This is a genomic window from Rhodococcoides sp. S146-33 (assembly GCF_059489205.1).
The window spans coordinates 593,166-618,330 of the sequence record NZ_JCAJWY010000001.1 but is presented as its reverse complement, the minus strand read 5'-3'; the positions used below and the strand labels follow the sequence as shown (position 1 = coordinate 618,330).

Genomic DNA, 25,165 nt, shown 5'->3' with positions numbered 1-25,165 from the left:
GATGTACAGGGTGGACGCGCAGGATCTTGCCGGATTGTCTGGCGCTGCAACCACTGTCGTGGAGCCCGAGTTCATGGTCCAACCGTGCGACAGCCCGGCGCAACTGAGCGCGTACCGAGTGCTACGCAGGGCGACGTTCGTTGCCGAACAGGGCCTGTTCTCGGGCACCGATCAGGACGATATCGATGACGACCATCGCACTGTCGTTCTGATCGCCACCGATCGAGACGGCACCGTACTCGGGGGCGTACGACTGGCACCCTGCACGGCAACGGATCTGGGCTGGTGGGCCGGTAGTCGACTGGTGGTGGGGGCTTCGGCGCGCACCTCCGGCGTCGGGCCTGCACTGGTTCGCGCAGCCTGTGCGCATGCCGAGAGCCGGGGCGTACTTCGTTTTGATGCCACCGTGCAGAAGCGCAACGAGAAATTGTTCACCGGTCTCGGGTGGATCAGACGCGGCGACGTCGAAGTGGCAGGTGCCCCACATGTGGCCATGTATTGGCCCATCGACCGAATCGAACGGCTGGTGTCGTCGACGAAAGCCATGCTCGCCGGGGTGCTCGCACCCTTGAAGGCGCAGCCACTCGGGCTCGGGGCGAGAGGCTTTCGAGGCGACGACGGGGTACCGGTGCCGGGCAGCGACATGATCGCGGCCTGCGATGCAATCATTCCGTCGATGGTCGATCGCGACCCGGAATGGGCGGGGTGGTGCGCGGCCCTGGTCAATCTGAACGACCTGTCTGCCATGGGAGCCCGTGCAGTCGGGATGCTCGATTCCGTCGGTGCCCCTACACAGTCCCGGTTGACTCGTATCATTCGCGGACTCGCCAATGCCTCTGCGGCATGGCAAGTCCCGGTGCTCGGTGGCCACACCCAGGCCGGGGTGCCGTCCTCGCTGTCGGTCACTGCTCTGGGACGCACAGCGAGCCCGGTGCGGGCCGGCGGCGGCAACGTCGGCGACCGGCTGACGCTCACCGCGGATATCGAAGGCGAATGGCGACGCGGATACTCCGGTCAGCAATGGGATTCGTCTTCGCGACGCAACACCGACGAGCTGATGGCAATGGCGTCGTTCGTCGCCCGCACCGCGCCCAAAGCAGCCAAGGACGTCTCGATGGCCGGCCTGGCCGGCACTACCGGGATGCTGGCCGAGGCAAGCGGAACCGGTGCAGTACTGGACATCTCCTCGATCCCGAAGCCCGGCACCGCGTCGATGGGCGAGTGGATCACGTGTTTTCCTGGGTTCGCGATGATCACCGCGGACCGTCCCGGTGCACATATTGCACCGTCCGGACCTGCACTGTCCGCAGTCTGCGGAGAGCTCACCGATATTCCGGGCGTCGCGTTGCGATGGCCCGACGGAATCACCACTCGCGCGGTCACGTCCACCGTGACCGGATTGGGAGAAGCATGAACAACATCACCATATCCGTCGCTGCAGCCGAATTCGGACGAGACATGGAACAGGCCTACGCCACCATCGCCGCATTGCTCGAGGAAGCGCGTAATCGTGGCAGTCAACTGCTCGTCCTGCCCGAGGCGTGCCTCGGCGGCTACCTGCCGAGCCTCGGTGGAGGCGACGAGACCGAGGAATCGCGACAGCGTCGACTGAAAGCACTGCCTCCGGCCCTCGAACTCGACGGACCCGAGATCAGGCGCGTCATCGACATGGCGGGTGACACCGTCGTCACCTTCGGCTTCTGCGAGAAGGACGGCGACACCCGCTACAACGCGGCAGTGACGGTCGACGGCAGCGGAATCCTCGGCTCGTACCGCAAGGTGCACCAGCCGCTCGGTGAAAACCTCTGCTACGACGCGGGAGACAGCTATTCGGCCTTCGATACTCCTGTCGGCCGAATGGGCATGCAGATCTGCTACGACAAGGGATTCCCCGAGGCGGCCCGCGAACTCGCCCTCGACGGTGCCGAGATCGTCGCCTCCATCTCGGCATGGCCGACTGCACGTACCGCGACGACCCCGAACATGGAGGAGGACCGCTGGAAGCAGCGCTTCGACATCTACGATCGCGCACGTGCGCTCGAGAACCAGATCATCTGGGTCGCGGCCAATCAGGCCGGCACCTTCGGATCCTTACGATTCGTCTGCAGCGCCAAGATCGTCGGGCCCGGTGGGGAAATTCTCGCCGGCACCGGCGTCGAACCGGGCCTGGCGACGGCCACCGTCGACGTCGATGCGCTCATCGGGGCGGCGCGTGGCGGCGGTATGTACAACCTGCGTGATCGTCGGCCGTCGGTCTATCGGACCATCACCAAGGAGCCGGTCCATGCCTGAGATGTCGTTTGTCGTTCGCTGGCCCGACGGACGCGAACAGTCCTGCTATTCACCCTCACTGGTGATGCACGACTATCTGACGCCCGGTGCGGAGTACCCGGTCGCGGAGTTCGTCGAGCGCACATCCGAGGCGCTGACGGTGGCGAGTGACCGAGTTCTCGCGAAGTTCGGTATGCGGTGCACGTCGGCCGCACAACAGATGGAAGAGATTCACGGTGTCAGTGCCTCGTATCAGGTCGGTGCCGTTCGCGTACTGAGTATGTCGGGGGCTGAATTGCTATGACCGATAATCGCAGTGCAGTAGAACACCACTCCGTGATCGTCATCGGCGGCGGGCAAGCGGGCCTCTCGATCAGTTGGCATCTGACGCAACGCGGCATCGAACATGTTGTGTTGGAGCGCGATAGGATCGCGCACGAGTGGAAGGACTCCCGCTGGGACAACTTCACTCTGGTGACGCCGAACTGGCAGTGCGCACTTCCCGGATACTCGTACGACGGTGACGATCCCGACGGATTCATGCAGCGCGACGAGGTGTACGCCTTTGTGCGCCGTTACGCCGAGAGCTTCGATGCACCGGTGCGAGAGCATGTTTCGGTGAATCAGGCCTTGCAATCAGCGGCGGGTGGCTTCGATCTGCAGACCTCTGCCGGAGCGATGCATGCCGACCAGATCGTCGTTGCAGTCGGCGGATACCACATCCCCACTATCCCGCGATTCGCCGAGAAGTTGCCCCGTGACATCGTCCAGATCCACTCCTCCGAATACCGCGGGTCGCATCAGTTCCCCGACGGCGACGTATTGGTCGTCGGCACCGGCCAGTCCGGCGCGCAGATTGCTGAGGATCTGCACCTCGACGGACGCCGCGTTCACCTGGTCGCCGGCACCGCTCCCCGTGTCGCGCGTTTCTACCGCGGCCGCGACTGTGTCGCCTGGCTGCACGACATGGGCGTCTACGATGTCTCCATCGAAGATCAACCCGGTGGCGTCGGCAAACGCGAGAACACGAACCACTACGTCACCGGACGTGACGGTGGTCGAGACATCGACCTGCGTGCATTCGCCACCGAAGGGATGCGGCTCTACGGTCGCTTGCTCGGAGTCGAGGACGGCGTGTTGCAGTTCGCGCCCACGCTCGAGGCGTCCCTCGATGCTGCGGACCGCGTTGCCGAAAGCATCAAGGACAACATCGACGCCTACATCGAGCGCGAGGGCATCAGTGCGCCCACCGAGGAGCGCTACGTACCGGTGTGGCGTCCCGACGCCGAGGCGACCGAACTGGATCTTGCTACCACCGACATCACAGCGGTGGTGTGGTCGGTCGGCTTCCGTACCGACTATCGCTGGCTGAAGGTAGGGGCGTTCGACGGCGAGGGGCACCCGACGCACAACCGCGGCGTCACATCCGTTCCCGGCCTGTATTTCCTTGGCCTGCCCTGGCAGCACACGTGGGGTTCGGGGCGTTTCGCCTCGGTGGCCCGGGATGCTGCATTCCTGGCCGATCAGATCGGCCTCGAGATCAGCGCCGCGAAGTCGCAGACATCGGTGCAACCCCAGAGCCAGATGGCCTGATCGGTCGTGGCCCCCATCAAGATCGGAGCGCTGGCAGCGCATTTCGGCAGAGATGTCGACCGGGCCGTACTGAAGATCACCACGATCATCTCCAGTGCGGCCCGAGAGGGTATCGATCTCCTGGTGCTGCCCGACGCCTCCCTCGGGGGCTACATCGACAGTCTGAGCAATCCGGATCCCGCAGAGTTGCCGCCGACGCTCGATCCGGATGGTCCTGAGCTGGCCGCGATCATGGCCGCGGCAGGGGACATGACCGTCTGCATCGGCTACACCGAGTTGTCGAAAGGCCTGCGGTACAACGCTGCTGCATGCCTGACGGGAGACGGGATTCTCGGTAGTCACCGCAAGGTGCATCAGCCACTCGGAGAGTCCTTGGCCTATGCGGCCGGTGACCGGTTCGAGGCCTTCGATACTCCGGTCGGGCGGATGGGCATGCTGATCGACTACGACAAGACGTTTCCGGAATCGGCGCGGGCATTGGCGCTCGACGGCGCGAGAATCATTGCTGCACTGTCGGCATGGCCTGCCAGCGTCACCGATCGGGCGTCCTCACTCCCGAACGACCGGCAGTCTCGCCTGTTCGATCTGTACGACGCCGCCAGGGCCGCGGAGAATCAGGTGGTGCTGGTGTCGTCGAACCAGACCGGGGTGATGGGGTCGCTACGCTTCCTGGGTCAAGCGAAGATCGTCGGACCCGGTGGTGACGTACTCGCAAAAACGTGGTCCAAAGGCGGCCTGGCCGTGCACGAGATCGATGTCGACGCCGAAGTGGATCGAGCCCGCCGAGGGCTGCACCACCTCGCCGAACGTCGCGTCGACGCCTACCCCAATTTGTTGCAGGAGAAGCCGGATCAGTGAAGATCGCCCTGTTGACCTACTCGTCCAAACCCCGCGGTGGTGTTGTGCACACACTGGCCTTGGCCGAGGCGCTGGCGCGCTCAGGGCAGGACGTGTCGGTGTGGTCCCTCGGCCGCGGCGGCGACAGTGAGTTCTTTCGTACGGTCGACTCGGCCGTCACGGTGCGGATGGTGCCGTTCTCTCATCGGGAGAACGAGAGTGTCGGTCAGCGGATCCTGCGGTCGATAGACGTTCTGCGACAGGCGTTCACACCGGAAGAATACGATATCGTCCACGCTCAGGACTGCATCTCCGCAAACGCTGTCGGCCGGTGTATCAGGACCATCCATCATCTCGACGAGTTCACCACCCCCGAGCTGGCAGCGTGTCACGAACGCGCGATCACCGCGCCCTACGCGCGAATCTGTGTATCGGCAGCGGTGGCGAGCGATGTTCATCGAGGATGGGGACTCGAACCCACGGTCATCCCCAACGGCGTCGCAGCCGAGAGGTTCACTGCCGCAGCGCAGTCCGGTCGAACTCACTGGCGTGACGAACTCGGCCGATACGTGCTGGCCGTCGGCGGTATCGAACCACGCAAGGGCAGTCTCGATCTGCTCGACGCATTCGCAGGTCTGCCCGAGCGCAACGTGAAACTGGTATTCGCGGGCGGCGAGACGCTGTTCGACTATCGCGACTATCGGGCCGAATTCGATCGTCGCGCAGCAGAACTTGGTATCGAGCCGGTGATACTCGGAACCGTCGACGATGACGAGCTGCCGCACCTCGTGGCGCAGGCCGCTGTGCTGCCGTTCTTCTCCACGAAGGAAGGCTTCGGCCTCGCTGCCATGGAGGCGCTGGCCGCGTCGATTCCGGTGGTGGCGCGTGATCTGCCGGTACTGCGTGAAGTGTTCGGAGACAGCGTGATCTACGCGTCGTCCGTGGCGGCCATGTCGAGGGAGCTGGAACGTGCCCTGCGCGAACCGCTGGATCCACTACCGGGACTGGCGCTGGCGCACAGCCTCACCTGGGACGAGGCTGCGCGTCGACACATCGAGTTCTACTCCTCGGTCTTGTGACGGCCTCGTTTGTTGCGTTCGAGTCGATGAGGCTTGAGCTTGTGAAAACCCTTGACCCTCAGTGAGCGAACCGATTTCAGGTAGAACTCGGAATCGGGGCGCAGCTCCTCCGTCATGACCGTGTCGACCAGCGTCGTTCCGGGATAGGCAGAACTGGTCAGCCGCGCGGCCATATTCACCACCGAGCCGTACAGATCGCCGTACCGGGCCAGAACCGGGCCCCAGGCCAGCCCGACCCGCAGGTCCGGCATGTCTTCCTGTTCGTTGAACGCGTCCTGGAGGTCGAGCGCGATGTGGGCGGCGTCCTCGGGGGTCTGCGCGCTGAACATCACCTCGTCACCGACGTTCTTGATCACCGAACCACGGCCGCGCGCAATGATATTGGTGGCCAGAGACTCGAACTCCTCGAGCAGCGTCGTCAACTCGCCGATGTCGAGCCGACGTGTCAGGCTGGTGTAGCCCACCATGTCGGCGAACCCGACCGCCATCGTGGGGCTTTCGGTGGCGTCGTCGGGCGCGGCAATGGATCGACCGGCGGCAGCGGCGAGGTGGCGCCGCCAGGTGTATCCCTGGAGAGCTTCGAGGGTGGGGACGGTCTCTGCGGCGATGGCTCGGGCATTGCGCCGGATCGCATCGATGTCGTTCCGGTCGTCGTCGCTGTCTATGATCCGTTCGAGTATGTGAGAGTTCACAACGCCCACTTGCCATTCCGCGAGCCTGGACATGGATTGGCCGAGCGTCCGTGCGATCGCGACCTCCATCTCGGGCTTGATCACCTTCTGCGCGGTGAGCGCAGTGATCAGCTTCAGAGCTTCCAGATCGGCGTCGGTGTAGACGAGTGCCTCGGTGTCGGTTTGGACAGGGAAACCCATGCCGATCCACAGGGCGATGACCCGCTCGAGTGGAATGCCGGACTTCTCGACGATGTCCGCACGGGTGTACTTGGGCTCGCCGCCCAGAAGATTCCGTTCGATCTCCGTCTGTACCACCGAGTTGATCTGGTTCTCAGGCATATCCCAACGTTCTGTCGAAATAGGAACGAACATCGTCCACGTACTCGTCGATCTTGTCGGGCTCCCAGTCCGTGGTGGGGATGGGCTCGCCGACGGTGACCTTGACCGTACCGGAGTGGACGGTGAAATCCTTTTTCCACATCACGTCACCCGCATTGTGGATGACGATGGGCACGATGGGCACACCCGCCTGCATAGCCAGGTGGAAGCCGCCCTTCTTGAATCGGCCGAGACGTGACGTCGGCATACGCGTCCCCTCGGGTGCGATGGCGACGGAGATACCGCTGTGGAGTTTGTCGATTGCGGGACGCATCGCCTCGCGCGCTTGTGAGGGATCACCACGATCGACGTAGGCGACGTCGAAGATCCTGCCCAGCAGTGCAAATCGTGGGTCGCGCTCGAGCTCGCGCTTCGCCACGGCGGTGATGTCTCGCCGCAGGATGGACGTGACGATGATCGAGTCGGCGGTGCTCTGGTGGTTGAACATGAAGACGGCCGGCCGGGCCGACCACGCATTTTCGGTACCGGTGACGTCGAGCTTCACGCCGGCGATGGTCAGTGCGATATCCGGAGCGATGGTGCTGGTGATGTTCGCGCCGTTGCGCCTGCTCCGGGTCAGAATGCCCAGCCCCAGTCCGATGGACGCGCTCGCCAGTACCGAACCCAGAGCGGCAGTGCTCCGGACGGCCGACGTCAGGTCGGTACCGCGCTTGGGCTGGTCCAACGTCAGCGACGGCCATTTCTTCTTGGCGGCATAGCGCGCGAGATCGGGGTCGGGGTTGAGGGCGACGGGTCGTCCCACGGCCTCGAGCAGCGGGACGTCCTCACCGCCATTGGAGTAGGCGAAGCAGCCCGCCAGGGCGATGCCCTCGCGTTCGGCGTAGTCGATCGCTGCCTGAGCTTTGCGCGGACCCCACAGTGAATCGCCGACGAGTTCGCCGGTGAGAATGCCGTCGGTGACCACCGGCGTCGTGCACAGCAACTCCTCGAACATCATGTCCTGCTGCACCGGCAAGGCCTGGTACGGCGTGGCCGAGGTAGCCATCACCAGGCGGTGCCCGGCATGCCGGTGCGCCTCGACGAGAGCGCGGGCCTGAGGGTAGATCATCGGCGCAATCTCGTTGCGGAACAGCGTGTATGCCTGTTCCATCAGATCGTCCTCCCGACGGCCCTCCAGGCCACGGACGGCCTTGCCCATCAGGTTGTCGACGGGGGAGTTACGCATCCGCATCTCGACGACGGCACTGGAGATCTCCCACAGCTCCTTCACCGTCACGTCGAGGGTCTTGAGACGTTCGAGAAAGACTGCGCGGGCCGAGAATCCGTTGATCAGGGTGCCATCGAGATCGAAGAATGCCACGGTGTCTCGGCCCGGTGGTGCGGCGGCGATCGCGATCAATCGATCGTCGAACTCGGTCATGAATTGTTCTCCTCGGGGGCCGAGATCGGTTCAACCGCTCGCAGCATCTGGTGGGCCATGTCTCGGATGGTGCGAACCTTGCGGGCCCACTCGTCGATCTCGAGTGCGAAGTCTCTGCGCCGGCGTGCGACACCGTCGGCGCTCGAGTCGACGAGATCCCGGTTCTCGGCCAATTGCAGTGCAGTGTCGAACAATTCGCCGGAAATGGCCTCGCTGTGATCGAGTTGCTGACGCAATCGCCTGGCCTGAGCGGCACCGAGGCATTCCGCGATGAACTTGGGCTTGTCGAACTCGCCGCTCTGCGGCAGCAGCATCAGCTGATCTGCCACCACCTGGTACGCCTCGAAGATCGGCTGCAATACGCGGTGCGCCAGATGCAGATCCTGTGACTGCAGTTGGTGCGCAGCATAATCGGGGTCACTGATCTTGGTTCGCCAGTCCGGGTCGATCAGGTCGACCTCGGACTCCAGTCGTTGCCCGAAGTCCTTCTTGTCGCCGAAGAAGAACTCGAACTTGAGCAGATCGCGCAATTGGAGCGCCGACTGCCACAGCGACTCCTCCGTCAGAGGTGCCGAGTCGCCGCTGGTCGGTAGTACCACCAGTTCTCCGATGGCACGCATGACGAAGAAGTGAATCGCGTTGTTGCGGAAGAACGCTGCGACGAGATGCTTGTCCTGTGCCAGATAGAACAGTGGCTCGGGACCATCGTCGAAACGCTTCACCACGTTGGCGTTGACCTGAGCGACGACGGCCGAACGCACCACGTCGACGTCGGCGATGTCGACGCCGCCCGCGGTGGGCAGGTTGCGACGCTTGATGTAACGGGCGAGCGGGGCGATGATGGCCCACATCTCGTTGACGTTGAGTGCGCGATCTTCGATGCCCAGCAGTGCCATCGTGACCAGGGCAGCCGGGGTCACCGGGGTGGCGTCGTTGATCGCATGAGAAACGCCGAGTGCGATCTTCTGGACCGCGACGCGCTTGTCGGGGTTCTCGGCGACGATCGACGCCACCGACATCGGTTCGCCGAAGTTCAGATACACGTTGCCGCGCAACGTGCCCTGCGCACGGATGTACCCGATGGCCATCCGAATGCCCTCGGCCTGCTTCTTCGCCCCGTGCGATTCCTCGGCCATCGCGCCGACCTCGTGCAGACGGTCGTAGGTGATCGACGTCGGAACCAGATAGACGTCCTCTGCGTCGCTCGACTCGAGGGCGTCGACCAGATAGGTGAGCAGTCCGAACCTCGGGGGACGCAGCTTGCCGGTGCGGCTGCGTCCGCCTTCGATGTACCACTCGAGGTTGAACCGCTTGCTCAGCAGAAAACTCATGTACTGACGCAGCGTCCACTTGTAGATCGCGTCGGAGAACTTGCGCTGAATGAGTACGACGCCACTGCGTTTGGCGATCGGACCCAGCGGCCAGAAGCCGACGTTGATACCGCCCATGACGTGATTGAGCGGCAGGCCCTCGGCCAGCAGCGCCGGGCGTAGCACGAGTGGGTCGAGGTAGGAACGGTGATTGGGGAGGAACACCAACGGATAGTTCTTGTTGAGTTCACGGACTTTCTGCAACTGATCGCGATCGACGTCCACCTTGTACGCCCGCGAGAAATATGCCCCGAGGGTGCCCCACATCTCCACTGCTCTGCGGGTCTCGGTTGCGACCATCTCGCCGAGAATGTCGTTGACGCGCTTGTCGACTGCATCGCGGTCCTGGCCGACCTCGTCCGCTAGCGCGGTGATGCCGTCGCGGAACTTCTTCTGCTCCGTCATGTCCTCGACGACGAACCGCGGAATCTTGTACTCGGAGCCGATGACGCCACGCTCGGCCTTGTCCAACGCCAGACTGGCCTGGCGCAGGATGAACGACGAGAGCGAGGTGCCGCCGCCCCGTTCGAAGCGATCCTGCAGATCGCGGAGAGTCGCGGGTTCGCCGACCAACACCGCCGAATGGTCGGGATCGTCGTTCGCCACCCACCGCTGCCATACCTGGGTGGGCTTAGACCGACCACGCGGAGCGAAGATGCGGTGCAGAATGCCGTTCTTACGATCGGACAACGTCACGCGCAACGGTATGAGGAGTGGATCGTCGGCGTATCCGCGAACGCTTTCCGCCAGTGAGGTTCTCGCTTCACCGGACAATACGACCGACGGCGGCCTGGGCTCGCCGTCGGGGGTGGTCGCATCGATCCACTGATTCAGAGCCTGAACCTCGAGGGTGGATTTGGCGTCGAGCAAATACACGTGCGGACCGTCGCTGACCGACTGTTCGTCCGCGTCGAGGTGGTACATCGAGGCTCCTGTTCCGTGCCCGCAGTAGAAGGCACGGTCGCCAGGCTACGCGGGAGATACCGGCCGCGAGGGTGGTTCGGTGAGGTCGTAGCGGGACCGAATTTCGACGGTGTCGCGCACGGCTACCTGCCGGTAGTGAATGTGACGTTCGGTGGCCTTTCGGGGAGTGAATGTCACGTCGAGTGGACTCGGCGGGCGCTCGAAAGAGCCGTCGTATAAAGTTGCGTGCATCGGCCTTCTCGGCCACCCCAATCTAAGTGTTAATCCAAGTAACAGTTACTTGCGGTTACAGTTACTTGGATTAACAGACACTCTTCCGCTCCTCGCGCCTGGTCGATGACATCGGGCGAGTATCTGTGCGACAGTATTCGCAAACACTTTCGAGAGAGGCCGGTAGTCGATGCCACCCCGTGGGCGCGCCGTGAACGATTCGTTGACCCCAGAGAATCTGACGACGCTGGCTGCGGCGCTCGCCGAGGGGCGTCGGGCCACCGTCTATCTCCGCGAACCGAACCCCAGCCTCGGACTGCCCGACGGTACGTCGGCGAAGGTGGTGTCGATCGACGGCAACACAGTCACGATCAGCCCCAAGGGCGTCAACGACGAACTGCCCTACGAGGCAGAGGAATTACGCATCACCCGCACCGCTGCGTCCCCGCCGGCACCGGCCAAGCGCGTCCCTGCGAAGAAGGTGGCGCCGCCCTCGGCGGCCGGCCCGGCCCGCACGGAAGCGGCACCGGCAAAGCCGATAACAGCGCCGGTACCTGCGAAGTCCGTGGTGGATCAACCGAAGGCCGTGGTGGAACAAACCAGGGCGCAGCCGCAACAGCAGGCGGCTCGTCGCGCCAAGAAGGCTCCAGGTGGGGTCAGCGTCACTATTCACGCCGGAGCCGAGAACGATTGGTCGGTCACGGTCACCCAGGGCGCGAAGCGGCCCACCAAGGCGCAACCGGTGAGTCCGGAGTCGGTGAGCAGGGCCGTGCGAGAGTTGGGCGACCCCATTGCGCGCGATGCAGTCGAGGCCGTCATCTCCCACGCGCGCGAGGAGGCTGCTCGACGTGTCGCAGAACTGAGCCGTCAACTAGAGGAAGCGCGCACGACGCTTGCAGCCCTCGAGCAGGACGTATGAACCACTCACTCGTGTTCGTACACCTGTTGTTGCTAGGGTTCTGCCGACACCGCTGAGAGGGAGTACATGTTCAAGAAATTCATGCTCGTCGTCGTGGGGGCGGCTGCAATCGTAGCCAGCGTCGGCGTGGGGACCGCATCCGCGGCCACTCCAGCAGCTCTCGGCGGCGGCTCGGGAATCATCGTCGGAGGTCAGGCCGAGTGCACGCTGACCACGATCGGTAACGACCGCAACGGAAATCTCGTCGGCTTCACCGCCGGCCACTGTGGCCAAGCGGGTGCCTCGATCGTCCCCGAGTACGACACCTCTCTCGGCGAGGTCGGCCGCATCGCGTTCTCCAACCCGGAGTACGACTACGCCGTCATCGAATTCCAGCGTGACAAAGTTGCACCGATCAACCGCGTCGGCAACGTGACCATCTCTCAGGTCGGCCCGCCGACGGCGTTCCCGAACATCGTCTGCAAGGAAGGCCGTACCACCGGCAACACCTGCGGCCTCGCGTACGGCGACATTCTGCAGTCGCAGGAGACCTGGGCTCAGCTGTGCGTCGTCGAAGGTGACTCGGGCAGCCCGGTCGTCGTCGGCAATACCCTCGTCGGAATGGTCAACGCCTACCTGGGCGTGGCGTGCTTCGGCCCCGAGGTCGGCACCAACTTCGACGCGATCCTTCGCAACGTCGACCAGGGCAACGGACTCGGCGCAGGATTCGTCCCCGCTCCCTGACAGTCCCCAGTTCGCACCGAGTGTCCCGCCCGAGCAATACGTTGCTCGGGCGGGACATTGGTCGTTTCGAAGGTGTCGGAGTTGTCAGCGGGCGCGTGCTGACGAGTCGAACGCCCGAACGTCGGCGACGATTCGTTCCGCATCGTCCGGGGCGATCCCCAGCAGAACAAGGCTCGACGTCGTGGCGGCCCCAGCCGGGTCGCTGAGCAGTCCGGCGTTGGTGGCGTCGAGGATCGACAGCGCAATCGCCTCGATGTTGAGGATGAGTACCTCTGCGGCCTGATACGAGGAGAACACGCCCTCGCGCTGGCCGCGCCGGATGACGGCGGCGGCCGCTTCGCGCATCGGCCCGAGAAGGTTGTGAATACCGTTGTGGCCCAAATCTGTTCGTGCAACAGCGAGGAGCAGGCGGTATTGGTCACCCACGCGTGTGAGGGCCAACGTCTGCCGGACGAAGACCGTCACGGCCGATTCGTCGGCGGCGGGAACGCGGCCGAGAGCCGCCGAGATACTGTCGGCCGCCTCCAGGGCAATACCGTCGATCAGGGCTTCGCGAGACGCGAAGTGGGCGTATACGGTTCGCCGAACCACCCCTGCCGCGGCGGCGACGTCGTTGATGGTTGCGTCCGGATTGTCCGCCAACACCCGTTGTGCCACATCGAGAATTCTCGCTCGGTTCGACCGGGCGTCACGGCGCTGCACGGGCGGCGCTGCGGCACCCCGTGCAGTCGATCTCGACTCCGTCGTCTTACGCACAGGTCAACAACTAGCACGATCGTGTGCGGAGAGTGTGGCTGCCGCCACAAAAGATTGCCGATCTTAGACGATTCTTCTTAAGCTGCACAGCACTGTGCAAGGTGTGTCGGCACTTTGCCAACGGGGGGGAACACAATGACGTTGCTTGCGATGACGCCTGTCCAAGATATGCACAAACCGTATCCACGACGCTGGTCGGCACTGGTGGTCTTGTGCCTGAGCCTGCTGATCGTGGTCATGGCCAACACATCTCTGTTGGTCGCGGCACCGTCGATGACTCTCGACCTGAGTCTGACGAGCAGCGACCTGCAATGGGTGATAGACGGATACACCGTTCCCTATGCGTCGCTGATGCTTCTGTGCGGCGTGATCGGCGATCGCTACAGCCGCCGTGGGGCACTGATTCTGGGGTTGATCATTTTCGTAGCGGGTTCGATCGCCGGGGCACTGACCGATGCCACCCTCGGCGTCATCCTGGCGCGCATCGTCATGGGAGTCGCCGCGGCGATCGTCATGCCCGCCACCCTGTCGTTGTTGGTCGCCACGTTCCCGAAGCGGGAGCGAGCGACCGCCGTCACCGTATGGGCGGCTACCTCGGGACTCGCCATCGCAGCCGGACCACTGCTGGCGGGTTGGCTCCTCGAGAGCTTCACCTGGCATTCGACTTTCCTGATCAATGTTCCTATTGCGTTGGCGGCCATCGTCGGAGCGGTCATCCTGGTTCCGCCGTCGCGGGCCGTCGAGCCCGGCGCGATCGACTGGGTCGGTGGACTGCTGTCCGTTCTGGCCGTGTCGACAGTCGTCTACGCCATCATCGAGGGCATGCACTTCGGCTGGACCGTCGGGCCGCTGTACTTCGGTCTCGTCGGTCTGCTGTCGATCGTCGGCTTCGTGGGATGGGAACTGCGCCATCCCAATCCGTTGCTCGACGTCCGAATGTTCTCCTCACGCATCCTCGGCGGCGCGACCCTTGCAGTGCTGGTGTTCTTCCTGGTCACGTTCGGTGCGATCTACTTCGTCGCCCAGTACCTCCAGTTCGCCCTGGGGTACGGCCCGGTCTCCACCGGCGTGCACCTCTTGCCGTTGGCCGGCGCAGTCTTCGTCGGATCCGGAATCACGATGTGGCTCACGCCCAAGTTCGGACCCCGCATCACCGTGACCGCAGGCATGATCGTGGGGACGCTGTCGGTGATCTCGCTGATCGGAATCGATCCGACTGCAACGTATTCCGACTTCCTGCCCGTACTGACTCTGCTCGGCCTGGCGATCGGCTTGTCGGTGTCGCCGTGCACCGACGCCATCATGGGAGAGTTTCCGGACAGCAAGCTCGGGGTGGGCGGCGGACTCAACGACACAGCGCTCGAACTCGGCGGTTCACTCGGAATCGCTGTACTCGGTTCGGTGCTCGCCGCGTCCTATCGCCAGGGAATCGAAGGCTTTCTGCAGACCTTCCCCGGTAAGCAACCGAACGGCCAGTACACCGGACAGGCAGCGGAAGGGCTTGCTGCGTCACAGGATTCGCTTGCCGGAGCAGTGATCGTATCCGACATCATCCGCGCCCAGAACGCGTTTCTCAGCGGGTTTGCAGACAATCTGCAGGCCAACGCGGTCGCCGCGTTCAGCGAGGCAGTGGCGCACACCAGCCTCGTTGCCGCCGTGGTGTTCGGCGTCGGCACGGTCATCGTGGCGGTGCTCATCCCGTCGAGAAGCGCAGCGCTGGCGACATCGTCGGAGAGGATCGCGTTCGAGCCGATCGTGCCGTTCGTCGCACCGCCGGCCAGGGATGGAGCGGCCGACCGCGAGGTGGCCGAACTCGAGCAGCTCTTGGAGCGGCCGTCGGCCGAGGAGATCGACAAGTCCAGTGCTCGGCACGCGCTACGTACCGCCGAGGAAGACGCACCGAAGGTCGGCCCGAAGACTGTGCCGGGCCGCACGGTGGCCGAGCCTGCTCTGGTGGACGCAGAACTCGAACGTCCCAGCATCTACCAACTGGCCTCGAAGGTGTACGAGCTCGATGTTTCGGTTGCCCGACAAGCCAAGGCGGACGCCAAGTCCGGCGACAGGGTGACCATCCATCAGCTCGCCGTGTCGAATCTGGCGCGCACTCGACGCGTAGAGGCGGAGGAAGCCCTCGATGCCGCACTCGAATTGAGCGATCTTCCGGTTGCGCCTACGCCGGAGCCGGTCCAGCCCGCTGCTCCGTTGCAGACCTTCTACCAGAGGGCGAGCAAGCAACACGCGAACTGCACCGAATTCAAGGAACGCTCGAGCTCGATGTGGGCAATGCCGCTGTAGCTCTCCCTGCTCGCCCCCAACCCCACCCGCCCCCAACCCCACCCGCCCCCGCCCCCACTTCGGATCAATGCGCCTTTGTTGCACTCTGACCGACTGAAATCCACATTGATCCCAATCCCGGGACCGGATAGTCGGAGGGGAAGGGGCGGAGGGGAGGGCGGCGGGCGAAGGGCGGGTGACCGGGGGCTGGGAGCAGAAATGGGTGCTAGATCAGCACCGCACCGTTCGAGGCCGATCCCACGAGCTTCGAGTACTTCGCCAGCACACCACGGGTGTAGCGCGGGGGCAGCGGAGCCCAGCCCTCTGCGCGGGACTCGAGTTCGGCTGCGTCGACCAACAGATCGAGGTTGCCCTTGCCGACGTCGAGTCGGATCTGGTCGCCGTCGCGGACGAAAGCGATGGGACCGCCGTCGACGGCCTCGGGGGCAACGTGTCCGACGCACAGGCCGGTGGTGCCGCCGGAGAACCGTCCGTCGGTGAGCAGCAGGACATCTTTGCCGAGGCCCGCGCCCTTGATCGCTCCGGTGATGGCGAGCATCTCCCGCATTCCCGGCCCGCCCTTGGGGCCTTCGTAGCGGATGACCACAACGTCGCCCGCCGCGATGGTGCCGTCTTCCAGAGCATCCATTGCTGCGCGTTCACGCTCGAAAACTCGTGCGGTACCGACGAATACGTCGGAATCGAAGCCTGCAGACTTGACGACGGCTCCGCCCGGAGCGAGTGAGCCCTCGAGGATGGTGATGCCGCCGGTCGGGTGGATCGGCTTGTCGAGTGCGCGCAGCACCTTGCCGTCGGGGTCGGGCGGTGCGATGTGAGCAAGGTTCTCCGCCACGGTCTTTCCGGTGACCGTCATGCAGTCGCCGTGCATCAGGCCGGCGTCGAGCAGAGCCTTCATCACGACGGGTACTCCGCCGATGGCGTCGACGTCGGTCATGACGTGCTTGCCGAACGGCTTGACGTCCGCCAGGTGGGGAACGTTTGCGCCGACGCGGGTGAAGTCGGCGAGGGTCAGCTCCACCTGCGCTTCGTGGGCGATGGCCAGCAGGTGCAGGACGGCGTTGGTGGAGCCGCCGAAGGCCATGACGACGGCGATGGCGTTCTCGAAGGCTTCCTTGGTGAGGATGTCGCTGGTGCGAATGCCGCGTCGGAGAAGGTCGACGACGGCCTCGCCGCTGGCGTGTGCGAATCCGTCGCGTCGACGGTCGGGGGCGGGCGGAGAGGCGCTGCCGGGCAGCGACATTCCCATTGCTTCGGCTGCGCTGGCCATCGTGTTGGCGGTGTACATTCCGCCGCAGGCACCTTCGCCGGGGCAGATGGCGCGTTCGATGGTGTCGACGTCGGCGCGCGACATCAATCCCCGTGAACAGGCGCCGACTGCCTCGAAGGCGTCGATGATCGTCACCTGGTGCTCGCTGCCGTCGGACAGGGTAGCGAAGCCGGGCAGCGTGGAACCGGCGTAGAGGAACACGCTCGCCAGGTCCAGACGTGCTGCGGCCATGAGCATTCCGGGCAGTGACTTGTCGCAGCCGGCGAGCAGGACCGAACCGTCGAGCCGCTCCGCGCTGATGACGGTTTCGACGCTGTCGGCGATGACCTCACGGGAGACGAGCGAGAAGTGCATGCCCTCGTGGCCCATCGAGATGCCGTCGGATACCGAGATGGTGCCGAATTCGAGCGGATAACCGCCGGCGGCGTGGACGCCCTTCTTGACGGCCTTCGCGAGGCGCTCGAGCGAGAGGTTGCACGGGGTGATCTCGTTCCACGACGACGCCACGCCGATCTGGGATTTGCCCCAGTCGTCGTCGCCCATACCGACGGCGCGGAGCATGCCGCGCGCTGCCGTCTTCTCCAGTCCGTCGGTGACGTCGCGGCTGCGCGGTTTGACGTCGATGTCTTCGGGGGGATTGTGCGGGGTCGTCATGACTCTCCTGAGCGGTCGGCGGACGTGGATCCTGGTTCGCGTTCTCAGGTTCCGCTCCTGAGTCGCATTCTTCGTCAACAGTAAACCTGTGGTTGCCGCCGTCGATCGGCCTGCACCCAACTCCTCTGTCTTTAGTGCCCTCCATCGAGTGACGAACGGCCCTGTCGAGCACCACGTGCTCGGGGCGACAGTGGTCTGGAGTCAACCGCATCGCGGTGGAGGTCGAGGAGAGACGATGAGTGATCAGCCGGATACGGCCGTGGTGGAGATGCTGGTCGAGCTTGCGTGTCGGGCACCGTCGGTGCACAACAGTCAGCCGTGGCGGTGGACCTACTCCGCACGTGGCCTCGATCTGTACACCGACAGTTCGCGGGTGCTCGGGGTGATAGACCCGACCGAGCGACAGATGGTGTTGAGCTGTGGGGCAGCGTTGGACCACCTCGACAAGGCCGCGGCGGCGTTCCGGTGGACGACCGAGATCGATCTGTTGCCCACACCGGGTGCGCCCGATCATCTCGCGCACGTTCGCTTCGTCCACGACGCGCATCCTCGCTCGCACGAGTTCGATCTGTTGGCTGCGATCAACCGCCGCCACTCGGATCGACGGGCCTTCGGACCGGTTCCCAGCAATCGTATTTTGACGCGGTACCTCGGTCGGGCGCAGTACGGCACGGAGATGACCGTTCTGTCGGCCGAGTCGAAACAGACGTTGGCGAAGGCCTCGACACTGAGCGCGGGCGTGAGAAAGTACGACGCGACCTATCAGGCGGAGATCAGATGGTGGGCCGGGCACTCCTTCCGCTCGGGAGGAATTCCGCCGGAGGCACTGACGAACCGGGCTGAGGCATCGAGGGTGCAGGTCGGGAGAGAATTTCCCGAACCGCATCGGGTTGCCAGAACGGTCACGACCGAGCCGGTCGAGGACGAGTCCACGGTGGTGTTGCTCGGCACGGCATCGGACGAACGCATGGATTGGCTGCAATGCGGCCGAGCTATGTCCGCATTCCTCTTGGCAGCGACCGCGGACGGGCTGGCGACATGCCCCTTGACGCACATGACGGAACAGTCGGGGAGCAGGCGCCTGGTCGAGTCCCTGGCTCCGCGAAACGGTCTGGCGCAGGTGCTGATTCGAGTCGGCACCCCCATGATCGGCTCGCCGCCACCCCGAACTCCGCGACACGCCGTGGCGTCGGTACTGACTGCGCCGGCCCGCACACCGAACAGGAGACGATCGTGATTCTTGCAGCTCATCAGAAAATTGTTGTGGGCGTGGATGGTTCGCCCAACAGTGTCAGCGCCGCTCTCTGGGCGGCGACCATCGCGGAGAGGCTGGATTCTCCGATGCACATCGCCGAGGCCGTGCAGCAGCCTGCGCTCTACTCGGGTGAGCCCGCATCGGTGATACCGAGGGAAGTGTGGGACGAGCAGCGTCGCAAGGCCGAACTCGTCGTCGCCGACGTTGCTACTGCTGTGCTGGCCCGGCATCCGAACAGTGCAGTGACCACCTCGGTGGAGGAGACGTCCGCCTGCGCAATGATGGTCGAACTCTCACGTACCGCGCGCATGCTCGTCGTCGGTAATCCCGCGTCGGGGCCGATCGTGTCCGCATTGTTCGGGAGTACGGCGCAGGAGGTCTCGAACGCAGCCCAGTGCCCGGTGATCGTGTGGCGGGAGGGATCCCACGCCGTCGACGCGCCGATTCTCGTCGGTATCGACGGCAGTGCGACCAGTGAGGTGGCCGTCGGGCAAGCCTTCGATCTGGCCTCGTCGTTCGGCGTACCGATGATCGCCGCGCTGGCCTGGAACTCGCTGTCGCACGGAGCTGCGCTGTCACTGCCCGGATCACCCGATGGAACGGAGATCGAGCGTGAGCAGCGGTTGCTGATGTCCGAATGTCTGGCCGGGTGGGCCGAGAAATATCCGGATGTCAGTGTCGAACATGTTGTGCACCAGGGAAACCCGGCACACCTACTGGTCGACCTGTCCAAACGGGCCGGTCTGGTGGTGGTCGGCAGTCACGGTCGAGGAGTGGTGGCCAGGGCACTGTTCGGGTCGACCAGTAGCAATCTCACACGGCACGCTCATTGCCCGGTGATGATCTGCAGAGACCGATGACGAACCGCACCGTACCGAACAGCGTGCGCGGTAGCGACGAGCGTCGACGAATTCTGGACTCGGCCTCTGCGCATCGCCTCGCACGACGAGCGACAGTTGCTCGCTTGGTCGGCCACGACCACTTCGGGCCGACCATCGATGTCGTGTCCATCGTCTGGATCGGGACTCGGGTGTACTTCTACGCCGACGGGCGATCACGGTTGGGACGCAGTGTGCTCGATTCCTCGATCTTCTTGGAGGTCGATGCCGAGGATGACGCTGGCATGACCGACTCGACTGTGGTGATACACGGAATCGCCCGTGCAGTCGTGGATGCGCGACTCGATGTCCTCGAACAGCTTCTGCCGCGGCCACATTCGGACGGCCCACCGATGTACAGAATCGTCGAAGTGAGGCCGACATCGATTTCGGGGGTCGAACTGGCGCGCAGTCGGGTCGCGAACGACAAGGATCGCCACGTAGCCATCGAGACAGGAAGATCACATGAGTAATTCCACCGCCCGCACGCTGCCCATCGTCGTCGGTATCGACGGCTCGGCCGAAGCCGAGGCTGCAGCTCGGTGGGCTGCGAGGTACGCAGACAAGGTCCACGCGACCGTACGGCTCGTTCACGCTGTGCCGGTGGGGGACTGGTACGGGTCGGCGGCATTCGTCGACGGCGGCGCACTGGAGCGAGATCTTCGAGCCATGGGCCGTGCGCAGTTGGTCCGGGCGGAGGCGGCGATTCACGACGTAGCACCCGCGGTCACCGTTCAGACCGCCGCCGTGGACGGCACCATCGCGTCGTACGTGGCCGACGTCGGTGCAGAAGTGGTCGTGCTGGGATCGCGGAAGTCGAACGCGATCCGCGATCTGACTCTCGGCAGCAACTCGCTGCGTGTCGTGACGCACGCGCACTGCCCGGTATTGCTGCTTCGTGGCGAGAACGAGAGGGAAGAAGCAGTCCGCCCGATCGTCGTCGGGATCGACGGCAGCGAGCAGTCCGATCGAGCACTCGGCATCGCGTTCGAGATGGCCGACAACCTGGGCGCGCCGGTGGTCGCGGTCAACTATTGGGGATTTCCCGCTCAGCCGGGGCTCGGAACGGGATTCGAAGGCATCGACTGGGCGGGCATTCGCGAACACGAAAAGCGTTGGCTCGATACGCATGTGGAGAAGATGCACGAGAAGCATCCCGGGGTGACACTGACGACCGTGAGCGCCCAATCGAGCCCGACGCGCGGTTTACGCGCGATGTCGGCGACGGCGTCGATGCTCGTGGTGGGCTCTCGTGGCCGAGGTGCACTCCGCGGTGCGATTCTGGGGTCGGTCGGTCAGAATCTCGTGCACCACGCGGACTGCTCGGTGATGATCGTGCGCTGAGTCAGTCGCTTCGGCGTGGAGCCATCGGTGGTGAGGCCATGTCGCAGTGAGGCGGACAGTCTGCCGTAGGTGCGTTTCCGCCTCGGATCAGTACCGCAGCGATGACGGCACCGAGTAGCAACAGTCCGGCACACAGGAGCATCGCTGTGTGGAAGCCCGCCGAGAACACCTCCGGTGCAGAGTAATCGGAGCCGGCGATACCTGCCAGGGCAGGCAGTGCAGCCACGGCCAGAAGTTGGCTGGTGCGGGCCACGGCGTTGTTGACCCCCGACGCGATGCCGGCTCGGTCGGTGGACACCGCGCCCAGTACGGCTGCGGTCAGTGGGGCGACCAGCGCGGACAGGCCGAGACCGAATACGACAACCGCAGGCAGAATGTCTGTGAGATAAGTGGATCCAGGACCGATGCGCAGCATCAGCAGCAATCCGAGAGCCGACAGCAGCGGCCCGATCGTCATCGGAATTCGTGGTCCGATGCGCCCGGCCAGTCTGCCCGCGCGGGCCGACAATACGAGCATCAGCGCGGTGATCGGCAGGGTCGAAACTCCGGCCGCGATGGGCGAGTAGCCCACGGCGAACTGCAATTGCAACACCAGCAGGAAGAACACTCCGCCTAGGGCCGCATAGACCGTGAACGTGACGAGGTTGGCCGCCAGGAACACCCGGGAAGCGAACAGTGCCGGCGATACCAGGGGATCGTGCGAGCGGCGCTCGATCAGCACGAACACCCCGACAGCAACGACCCCGAGTATCAACGCCACGGTGTGCGACTCGATCAACCCGTACGTGAGCAGACCCAGCGCCGCCGCGACCGTCACCGCGCCTGGCACGTCGAGGCGACCGGACGCGTGCGGATCCCGGCTCTCCGGAACATGTTTCGCGGCGACCAGCACGACCACGATCGCGAGTGGGATGTTGATCAGGAACACTGCTCGCCAGCCGACGGCGTCGACCAACCAGCCGCCGAGCAGTGGACCGATCGCCGACGCGACGCCGCCCAGGCCCGACCACAGCCCGATCGCCGCGCCCCGATCCTCGGCCTTGATGGACGCCGAGATCAGCGCCAGCGAGCCGGGAGTCAGCAACGCCGCGCCGACGCCTTGCAGCAGCCGCGCCGCGATCAGCACCTCGATGTTGGGGGCGAGGCCGCACAGCACCGACGCGGCCGCGAACCAGACGGTGCCCCAGACGAACACCCGTCTGCGCCCGAGACGGTCGCCGAGCGAACCGCCCAACAGAATCAGCGATGCCAGGGCGAGGGTGTAGCCGCTCAGAGTCCATTGCAGACCGGTGACTCCGGCACCGAGGTCGCGGCCGATCGCGGGCAACGCGATATTGACCACGGTGGCGTCGAGCATCGCCAGAGCAGAACCGAGCACGGTGGCCGCAACGATCCACCGCCCCCTGGCACTGGAGAGTGCGATGCCCTCAGCGGTCACAACCGTTCGACGCAGACGACGAAGTTACGGGTCTCTTTCTCGTAGCCGTAGAGAGCCGGGTCGGGGCAGTCGTCGACCGAGGAGGTGCCCTGCAGGATCGTCACGACGCGGCGAGTATCGGCACCGGGCGTCGCGCAGTCGACGCGTTGGGCGAACTCACCGACGATGTCCATGCATCCGTCGACGATCCAGTCGATGTCGAGGCACAGGGCTCCCTGTTCGATGTCGAAGTAGGTCTCGTAGTAGTACTGATCGGCGTCCGCGGGGCACTCGGCCGATGTCGGTGTCTTGGCGAAGACGATGTAGTTGGACTCGGGCGATCCACAGGCGGCGTTTGCGATGGTGGCCTCGTCGACCGTTCCGCCGAGGTTCACGCATTCGCCGATCTCCACATCGATGTCGACGCTGCCGCCGTCTTCGATGTCGGGGGTTGGAGCAGCGGTGGTGCGAGGGGCACTGGTGGTGGTGGTGGGCGCGATGGTGGCACCCGAGATGGCGACGGCGGTACCGGATACTTCCGAGGCGCACCCGGCGAGTACCAGGGCCGTGCACGCCGTCAGCGCGAGAACGAGAGCGCGGACCGAACGGTGGGATGACGCCATGGTGAGTCCTGCCCTCGTGAATTCGACCGTGCTGTGTGCATCGATCGTCTGTAGGTAGAAAATATCGGACTCGGTTGTCGGTCGCATGAGGCAGGATGATCTGCGTGGATCTTCCTCTTTCCGTGCCGGTCGCGCCGATGCTCGCCAAAGCCGCAAAAGTGGTGCCGGCCCAGCCCGAGGACGGGCCACCGTTGTGGTCCTACGAGCCGAAATGGGACGGTTTCCGCGCGATCGTCTTCCGCGACGGCGACGAGGTGGTGCTCGGTTCACGCGGGGGCAAGGACCTGGCCCGCTACTTCCCGGAGTTGGTCGAGGCGGTCAAGGCCGAGTTGCCGGAGAAAATCGTCGTCGACGGCGAAATCGTCGTTCCCCGGGAGAAGAACGGTTCCACTCGCCTGGATTGGGAGTCGCTGTCGGAGCGCATTCATCCCGCGGCGAGTCGGGTGACGATGCTGGCGGAGAAGACACCGGCGCAGTTCATCGGATTCGATCTGTTGGCCGTCGGCGACGAGGACCTGACGAGCGAGCCGTTCTCGACGCGCCGGGCGCGATTGCTCGACGCGGTGGGCACCGGCGGCCCGAGCTGCTTCGTCACCTCGGCCACCGATGATGCTGCGGTGGCCGAGGATTGGTTCGAGCGGTTCGAAGGTGCCGGGCTCGACGGGGTGGTGGCCAAGAAGCTCGACGGGGTCTATCTGCCCAACAAGCGCGAGATGATCAAGATCAAACATGCCCGCACCGCAGACTGCGTGTTGATCGGGTATCGGATTCACAAGTCCGGCAACGGTATCGGATCGCTACTGCTCGGTCTCTACGACGGTGACGATCTCAGGATGATCGGCGGCGCGTCGGCGTTCACCGACAAGCGGCGGCTGGAACTGCTCGAAGAACTCGAACCGCTCCGACTCGGCGAGGACGTCACCTACGACGGGGAGGCGACGCGCTGGAACTCGTCGAACGACCGCAACTGGATTCCGGTGCGCATCGAGCGGGTCATCGAAGTGGCCTACGACCAGATGGAAGGGGCACGGCTGCGGCATGTGGCCCGGTTCCTGCGCTGGCGACCGGATCGTGATCCGCGTTCCTGTGCGTACGACCAGCTCGAGGTTCCGGTTCGCTACGACGTTGCCGATGTCATTGCCGGGGGACGATAGCCATGGCCGCGAAAACACCACCGGCATTCGTGCAGGTCGGCGAGCGCGAAGTGCGAGTGTCGAGCCCCGATCGGGTGATCTACGAGGCGACCGAGCGCACTCCGGAGATCACCAAACTGCAGGTGTGCGAGTACTTCGCCGCCGTCGGCGAGCCGCTGATGCGGGCCATCGGCGACCGCCCGACCGCGATGGAGCGGTGGCCCGACGGCTATCGCGAGGGCATGCGGTTGGCGCTCGGACCACAGGACAAGGAGGGTGACGGCTTCTATCAGAAGCGCTTGCCCAAGGGTGCGCCCGAGTGGATCGAGACGGTGAAGATCGCGTTCCCCAGCAAGCGGACTGCCGAGGAGTTGTGTCCCTCGGAGCCGGCTGCGCTGGTGTGGGCGGCTCAGATGGGCACGCTGACCTTCCATCCGTGGCCGGTGCGGAGACCGGAGGTGGATCATCCCGACGAGCTACGTCTCGATCTCGATCCGCAGCCGGGCACTACGTTCGCGGACGCACTGCGAGTCGCCGACGTGACGCGGGAGCTGTTGGAGGAGTTGGGTTTACGCGGCTACCCCAAGACGAGCGGTAATCGGGGCATTCACATCTACGTGCGCATCGAGCCCGAGTACACCTTCGAGCAGGTGCGCCACGCGGCCATCGGTCTGGGGCGTGAACTCGAGCGTCGTGACGACGGGGTGACTGTCAACTGGTGGAAAGAGGAACGCGGAGAACGCATCTTCATCGACTACAACCAGAACAACCGTGACCGGACGATCGCCAGCGCATGGAGTCTGCGGGCTCGACCGGGAGCGCCCGTCAGTACTCCGATGACATGGTCGCAGTTGGCCGATGTCACCGATCCGCGCGAATTCAACCTCGTCACAGTGCCGGAACTGGTGCAGGACGGCGACCCGTGGGCCGACATGGATTCCCAGGCCTACTCGCTCGAACCCCTTCTCCACCTGTGGGAAACGCTGCCGGGCGGAGAGTTGAACTTCCCACCCGACTATCCCAAGATGCCCGGCGAGCCGCCGCGTGTGCAACCGTCGAAAAAAGTCGCCGAGCACTGGGATGCGGAGGGAAACCGCACCGAGTCCTGACGAGGTCGGGCAGGGTTGCACACTACGAGGCCGTATCGACGGGATCCGGTCGATACGGACGCGTCGAGTGCAACC

The 25,165-nt window shown here is 64.5% G+C and carries 22 protein-coding genes; 15 read left to right on the top strand and 7 right to left on the bottom strand.

From position 1 onward, the window contains the following. Position 1: 1 nt before the first annotated feature. The 6 genes from AC5WEY_RS02935 to AC5WEY_RS02910 are packed head-to-tail and all read left to right on the top strand — an operon-like array spanning position 2 to position 5,780. Positions 2-1,414, top strand: a complete 1,413-nt coding sequence (locus AC5WEY_RS02935; RefSeq protein WP_495644616.1) for an MSMEG_0567/sll0787 family protein — start codon at positions 2-4, stop codon at positions 1,412-1,414. Continuing rightward, positions 1,411-2,292 carry a carbon-nitrogen hydrolase family protein gene (locus AC5WEY_RS02930; RefSeq protein WP_495644615.1) on the top strand — a complete coding sequence of 294 codons (882 nt, stop codon included), beginning with the start codon at positions 1,411-1,413 and terminating at the stop codon, positions 2,290-2,292. Before AC5WEY_RS02935 ends, AC5WEY_RS02930 begins: the two co-directional genes overlap by 4 nt. Next, positions 2,285-2,575 (top strand): MSMEG_0570 family nitrogen starvation response protein, encoded by a 291-nt coding sequence (locus AC5WEY_RS02925; protein ID WP_057476870.1) that lies wholly within the window; start codon positions 2,285-2,287, stop codon positions 2,573-2,575. Before AC5WEY_RS02930 ends, AC5WEY_RS02925 begins: the two co-directional genes overlap by 8 nt. Next, positions 2,572-3,864 carry an MSMEG_0569 family flavin-dependent oxidoreductase gene (locus tag AC5WEY_RS02920; protein ID WP_495644614.1) on the top strand — a complete coding sequence of 431 codons (1,293 nt, stop codon included), beginning with the start codon at positions 2,572-2,574 and terminating at the stop codon, positions 3,862-3,864. Before AC5WEY_RS02925 ends, AC5WEY_RS02920 begins: the two co-directional genes overlap by 4 nt. 6 nt (positions 3,865-3,870) lie before the next feature. Then, positions 3,871-4,722, top strand: a complete 852-nt coding sequence (locus AC5WEY_RS02915) for a carbon-nitrogen hydrolase family protein (RefSeq protein WP_057476872.1) — start codon at positions 3,871-3,873, stop codon at positions 4,720-4,722. After that, complete coding sequence (locus AC5WEY_RS02910; protein ID WP_495644613.1) at positions 4,719-5,780, top strand: MSMEG_0565 family glycosyltransferase; 1,062 nt, start codon at positions 4,719-4,721, stop codon at positions 5,778-5,780. Before AC5WEY_RS02915 ends, AC5WEY_RS02910 begins: the two co-directional genes overlap by 4 nt. Here AC5WEY_RS02910 and AC5WEY_RS02905 read toward each other — a convergent pair. Genes AC5WEY_RS02905 through AC5WEY_RS02895 form a run of 3 tightly spaced genes read right to left on the bottom strand, consistent with a single transcriptional unit; the run spans position 5,762 to position 10,507 of the window. Continuing rightward, positions 5,762-6,793, bottom strand: a complete 1,032-nt coding sequence (locus tag AC5WEY_RS02905) for an adenylate/guanylate cyclase domain-containing protein (RefSeq protein WP_057476874.1) — start codon at positions 6,791-6,793, stop codon at positions 5,762-5,764. The two genes, AC5WEY_RS02910 and AC5WEY_RS02905, sit on opposite strands and share 19 nt — an antisense overlap. Further along, complete coding sequence (locus tag AC5WEY_RS02900; protein WP_495644612.1) at positions 6,786-8,213, bottom strand: HAD-IB family hydrolase; 1,428 nt, start codon at positions 8,211-8,213, stop codon at positions 6,786-6,788. Before AC5WEY_RS02900 ends, AC5WEY_RS02905 begins: the two co-directional genes overlap by 8 nt. Continuing rightward, a complete protein-coding gene (locus AC5WEY_RS02895; RefSeq protein ID WP_495644611.1) occupies positions 8,210-10,507 on the bottom strand; it encodes a glycerol-3-phosphate 1-O-acyltransferase in 2,298 nt (765 codons plus the stop codon). Before AC5WEY_RS02895 ends, AC5WEY_RS02900 begins: the two co-directional genes overlap by 4 nt. A gap of 400 nt (positions 10,508-10,907) precedes the next feature. Here AC5WEY_RS02895 and AC5WEY_RS02890 point away from each other — a divergent pair, with 400 nt between their 5' ends. Both AC5WEY_RS02890 and AC5WEY_RS02885 read left to right on the top strand, forming a co-directional pair. Then, positions 10,908-11,636 (top strand): DUF6319 family protein, encoded by a 729-nt coding sequence (locus tag AC5WEY_RS02890; protein WP_057476877.1) that lies wholly within the window; start codon positions 10,908-10,910, stop codon positions 11,634-11,636. Positions 11,637-11,702: 66 nt separating this feature from the next. Continuing rightward, the gene (locus tag AC5WEY_RS02885; protein WP_057476878.1) at positions 11,703-12,359 is read left to right on the top strand and encodes a chymotrypsin family serine protease; all 657 of its coding nucleotides are present in this window, start codon (positions 11,703-11,705) and stop codon (positions 12,357-12,359) included. 84 nt (positions 12,360-12,443) lie between these two features. On the opposite strand, the gene AC5WEY_RS02880 is transcribed toward AC5WEY_RS02885, so the two are convergent. Next, positions 12,444-13,016 carry a TetR family transcriptional regulator gene (locus tag AC5WEY_RS02880; protein WP_162248326.1) on the bottom strand — a complete coding sequence of 191 codons (573 nt, stop codon included), beginning with the start codon at positions 13,014-13,016 and terminating at the stop codon, positions 12,444-12,446. 234 nt (positions 13,017-13,250) lie between these two features. On the opposite strand from AC5WEY_RS02880, the gene AC5WEY_RS02875 reads away from it, so the two are divergent. Continuing rightward, positions 13,251-15,410 carry an MFS transporter gene (locus AC5WEY_RS02875; RefSeq protein ID WP_495644610.1) on the top strand — a complete coding sequence of 720 codons (2,160 nt, stop codon included), beginning with the start codon at positions 13,251-13,253 and terminating at the stop codon, positions 15,408-15,410. Positions 15,411-15,615: 205 nt separating this feature from the next. Here the strand turns inward: AC5WEY_RS02875 and ilvD are convergent, their stop codons facing one another. Further along, positions 15,616-17,331 carry a dihydroxy-acid dehydratase gene (gene ilvD, locus AC5WEY_RS02870; protein WP_495644609.1) on the bottom strand — a complete coding sequence of 572 codons (1,716 nt, stop codon included), beginning with the start codon at positions 17,329-17,331 and terminating at the stop codon, positions 15,616-15,618. Positions 17,332-17,566: 235 nt separating this feature from the next. Between ilvD and AC5WEY_RS02865 the strand changes: the two genes are divergently transcribed. From AC5WEY_RS02865 to AC5WEY_RS02850, 4 genes are read left to right on the top strand one after another with little or no spacing between them, the layout of a single operon-like run. Continuing rightward, positions 17,567-18,568 (top strand): Acg family FMN-binding oxidoreductase, encoded by a 1,002-nt coding sequence (locus tag AC5WEY_RS02865; protein ID WP_495644608.1) that lies wholly within the window; start codon positions 17,567-17,569, stop codon positions 18,566-18,568. Next, positions 18,565-19,446 (top strand): universal stress protein, encoded by an 882-nt coding sequence (locus AC5WEY_RS02860; protein WP_495644607.1) that lies wholly within the window; start codon positions 18,565-18,567, stop codon positions 19,444-19,446. The genes AC5WEY_RS02865 and AC5WEY_RS02860 overlap by 4 nt, the downstream gene beginning before the upstream one ends. Further along, the gene (locus AC5WEY_RS02855; RefSeq protein ID WP_495644606.1) at positions 19,443-19,937 is read left to right on the top strand and encodes a hypothetical protein; all 495 of its coding nucleotides are present in this window, start codon (positions 19,443-19,445) and stop codon (positions 19,935-19,937) included. Before AC5WEY_RS02860 ends, AC5WEY_RS02855 begins: the two co-directional genes overlap by 4 nt. Further along, entirely contained in the window at positions 19,930-20,808 is an 879-nt protein-coding gene (locus AC5WEY_RS02850) for a universal stress protein (protein ID WP_495644605.1), read from the top strand. The genes AC5WEY_RS02855 and AC5WEY_RS02850 overlap by 8 nt, the downstream gene beginning before the upstream one ends. Position 20,809: 1 nt before the next feature. Here the strand turns inward: AC5WEY_RS02850 and AC5WEY_RS02845 are convergent, their stop codons facing one another. Both AC5WEY_RS02845 and lppU read right to left on the bottom strand, forming a co-directional pair. Next, the gene (locus AC5WEY_RS02845) at positions 20,810-22,246 is read right to left on the bottom strand and encodes a DHA2 family efflux MFS transporter permease subunit (RefSeq protein WP_495644604.1); all 1,437 of its coding nucleotides are present in this window, start codon (positions 22,244-22,246) and stop codon (positions 20,810-20,812) included. Next, positions 22,243-22,848 carry an LppU family putative lipoprotein gene (gene lppU, locus AC5WEY_RS02840; protein WP_495644603.1) on the bottom strand — a complete coding sequence of 202 codons (606 nt, stop codon included), beginning with the start codon at positions 22,846-22,848 and terminating at the stop codon, positions 22,243-22,245. Before lppU ends, AC5WEY_RS02845 begins: the two co-directional genes overlap by 4 nt. Before the next feature lie 104 nt (positions 22,849-22,952). On the opposite strand from lppU, the gene AC5WEY_RS02835 reads away from it, so the two are divergent. Further along, a complete protein-coding gene (locus tag AC5WEY_RS02835) occupies positions 22,953-24,002 on the top strand; it encodes an ATP-dependent DNA ligase (protein ID WP_057476924.1) in 1,050 nt (349 codons plus the stop codon). 2 nt (positions 24,003-24,004) lie between these two features. After that, positions 24,005-25,090, top strand: coding sequence for a DNA polymerase domain-containing protein (locus AC5WEY_RS02830; RefSeq protein WP_495644602.1), 1,086 nt, complete (start codon positions 24,005-24,007; stop codon positions 25,088-25,090). Positions 25,091-25,165 lie beyond the last annotated feature (75 nt).

Coding starts and splice junctions, on each gene's coding strand:
- AC5WEY_RS02935 (WP_495644616.1), top strand. CDS start 2: ATGTACAGGGTGGACGCGCAGGATCTTGCCGGATTGTCTGGCGCTGCA.
- AC5WEY_RS02930 (WP_495644615.1), top strand. CDS start 1,411: ATGAACAACATCACCATATCCGTCGCTGCAGCCGAATTCGGACGAGAC.
- AC5WEY_RS02925 (WP_057476870.1), top strand. CDS start 2,285: ATGCCTGAGATGTCGTTTGTCGTTCGCTGGCCCGACGGACGCGAACAG.
- AC5WEY_RS02920 (WP_495644614.1), top strand. CDS start 2,572: ATGACCGATAATCGCAGTGCAGTAGAACACCACTCCGTGATCGTCATC.
- AC5WEY_RS02905 (WP_057476874.1), bottom strand. CDS start 6,793: ATGCCTGAGAACCAGATCAACTCGGTGGTACAGACGGAGATCGAACGG.
- AC5WEY_RS02900 (WP_495644612.1), bottom strand. CDS start 8,213: ATGACCGAGTTCGACGATCGATTGATCGCGATCGCCGCCGCACCACCG.
- AC5WEY_RS02895 (WP_495644611.1), bottom strand. CDS start 10,507: ATGTACCACCTCGACGCGGACGAACAGTCGGTCAGCGACGGTCCGCAC.
- AC5WEY_RS02890 (WP_057476877.1), top strand. CDS start 10,908: ATGCCACCCCGTGGGCGCGCCGTGAACGATTCGTTGACCCCAGAGAAT.
- AC5WEY_RS02885 (WP_057476878.1), top strand. CDS start 11,703: ATGTTCAAGAAATTCATGCTCGTCGTCGTGGGGGCGGCTGCAATCGTA.
- AC5WEY_RS02875 (WP_495644610.1), top strand. CDS start 13,251: ATGACGTTGCTTGCGATGACGCCTGTCCAAGATATGCACAAACCGTAT.
- ilvD (WP_495644609.1), bottom strand. CDS start 17,331: ATGACGACCCCGCACAATCCCCCCGAAGACATCGACGTCAAACCGCGC.
- AC5WEY_RS02865 (WP_495644608.1), top strand. CDS start 17,567: ATGAGTGATCAGCCGGATACGGCCGTGGTGGAGATGCTGGTCGAGCTT.
- AC5WEY_RS02855 (WP_495644606.1), top strand. CDS start 19,443: ATGACGAACCGCACCGTACCGAACAGCGTGCGCGGTAGCGACGAGCGT.
- AC5WEY_RS02850 (WP_495644605.1), top strand. CDS start 19,930: ATGAGTAATTCCACCGCCCGCACGCTGCCCATCGTCGTCGGTATCGAC.
- lppU (WP_495644603.1), bottom strand. CDS start 22,848: ATGGCGTCATCCCACCGTTCGGTCCGCGCTCTCGTTCTCGCGCTGACG.
- AC5WEY_RS02830 (WP_495644602.1), top strand. CDS start 24,005: ATGGCCGCGAAAACACCACCGGCATTCGTGCAGGTCGGCGAGCGCGAA.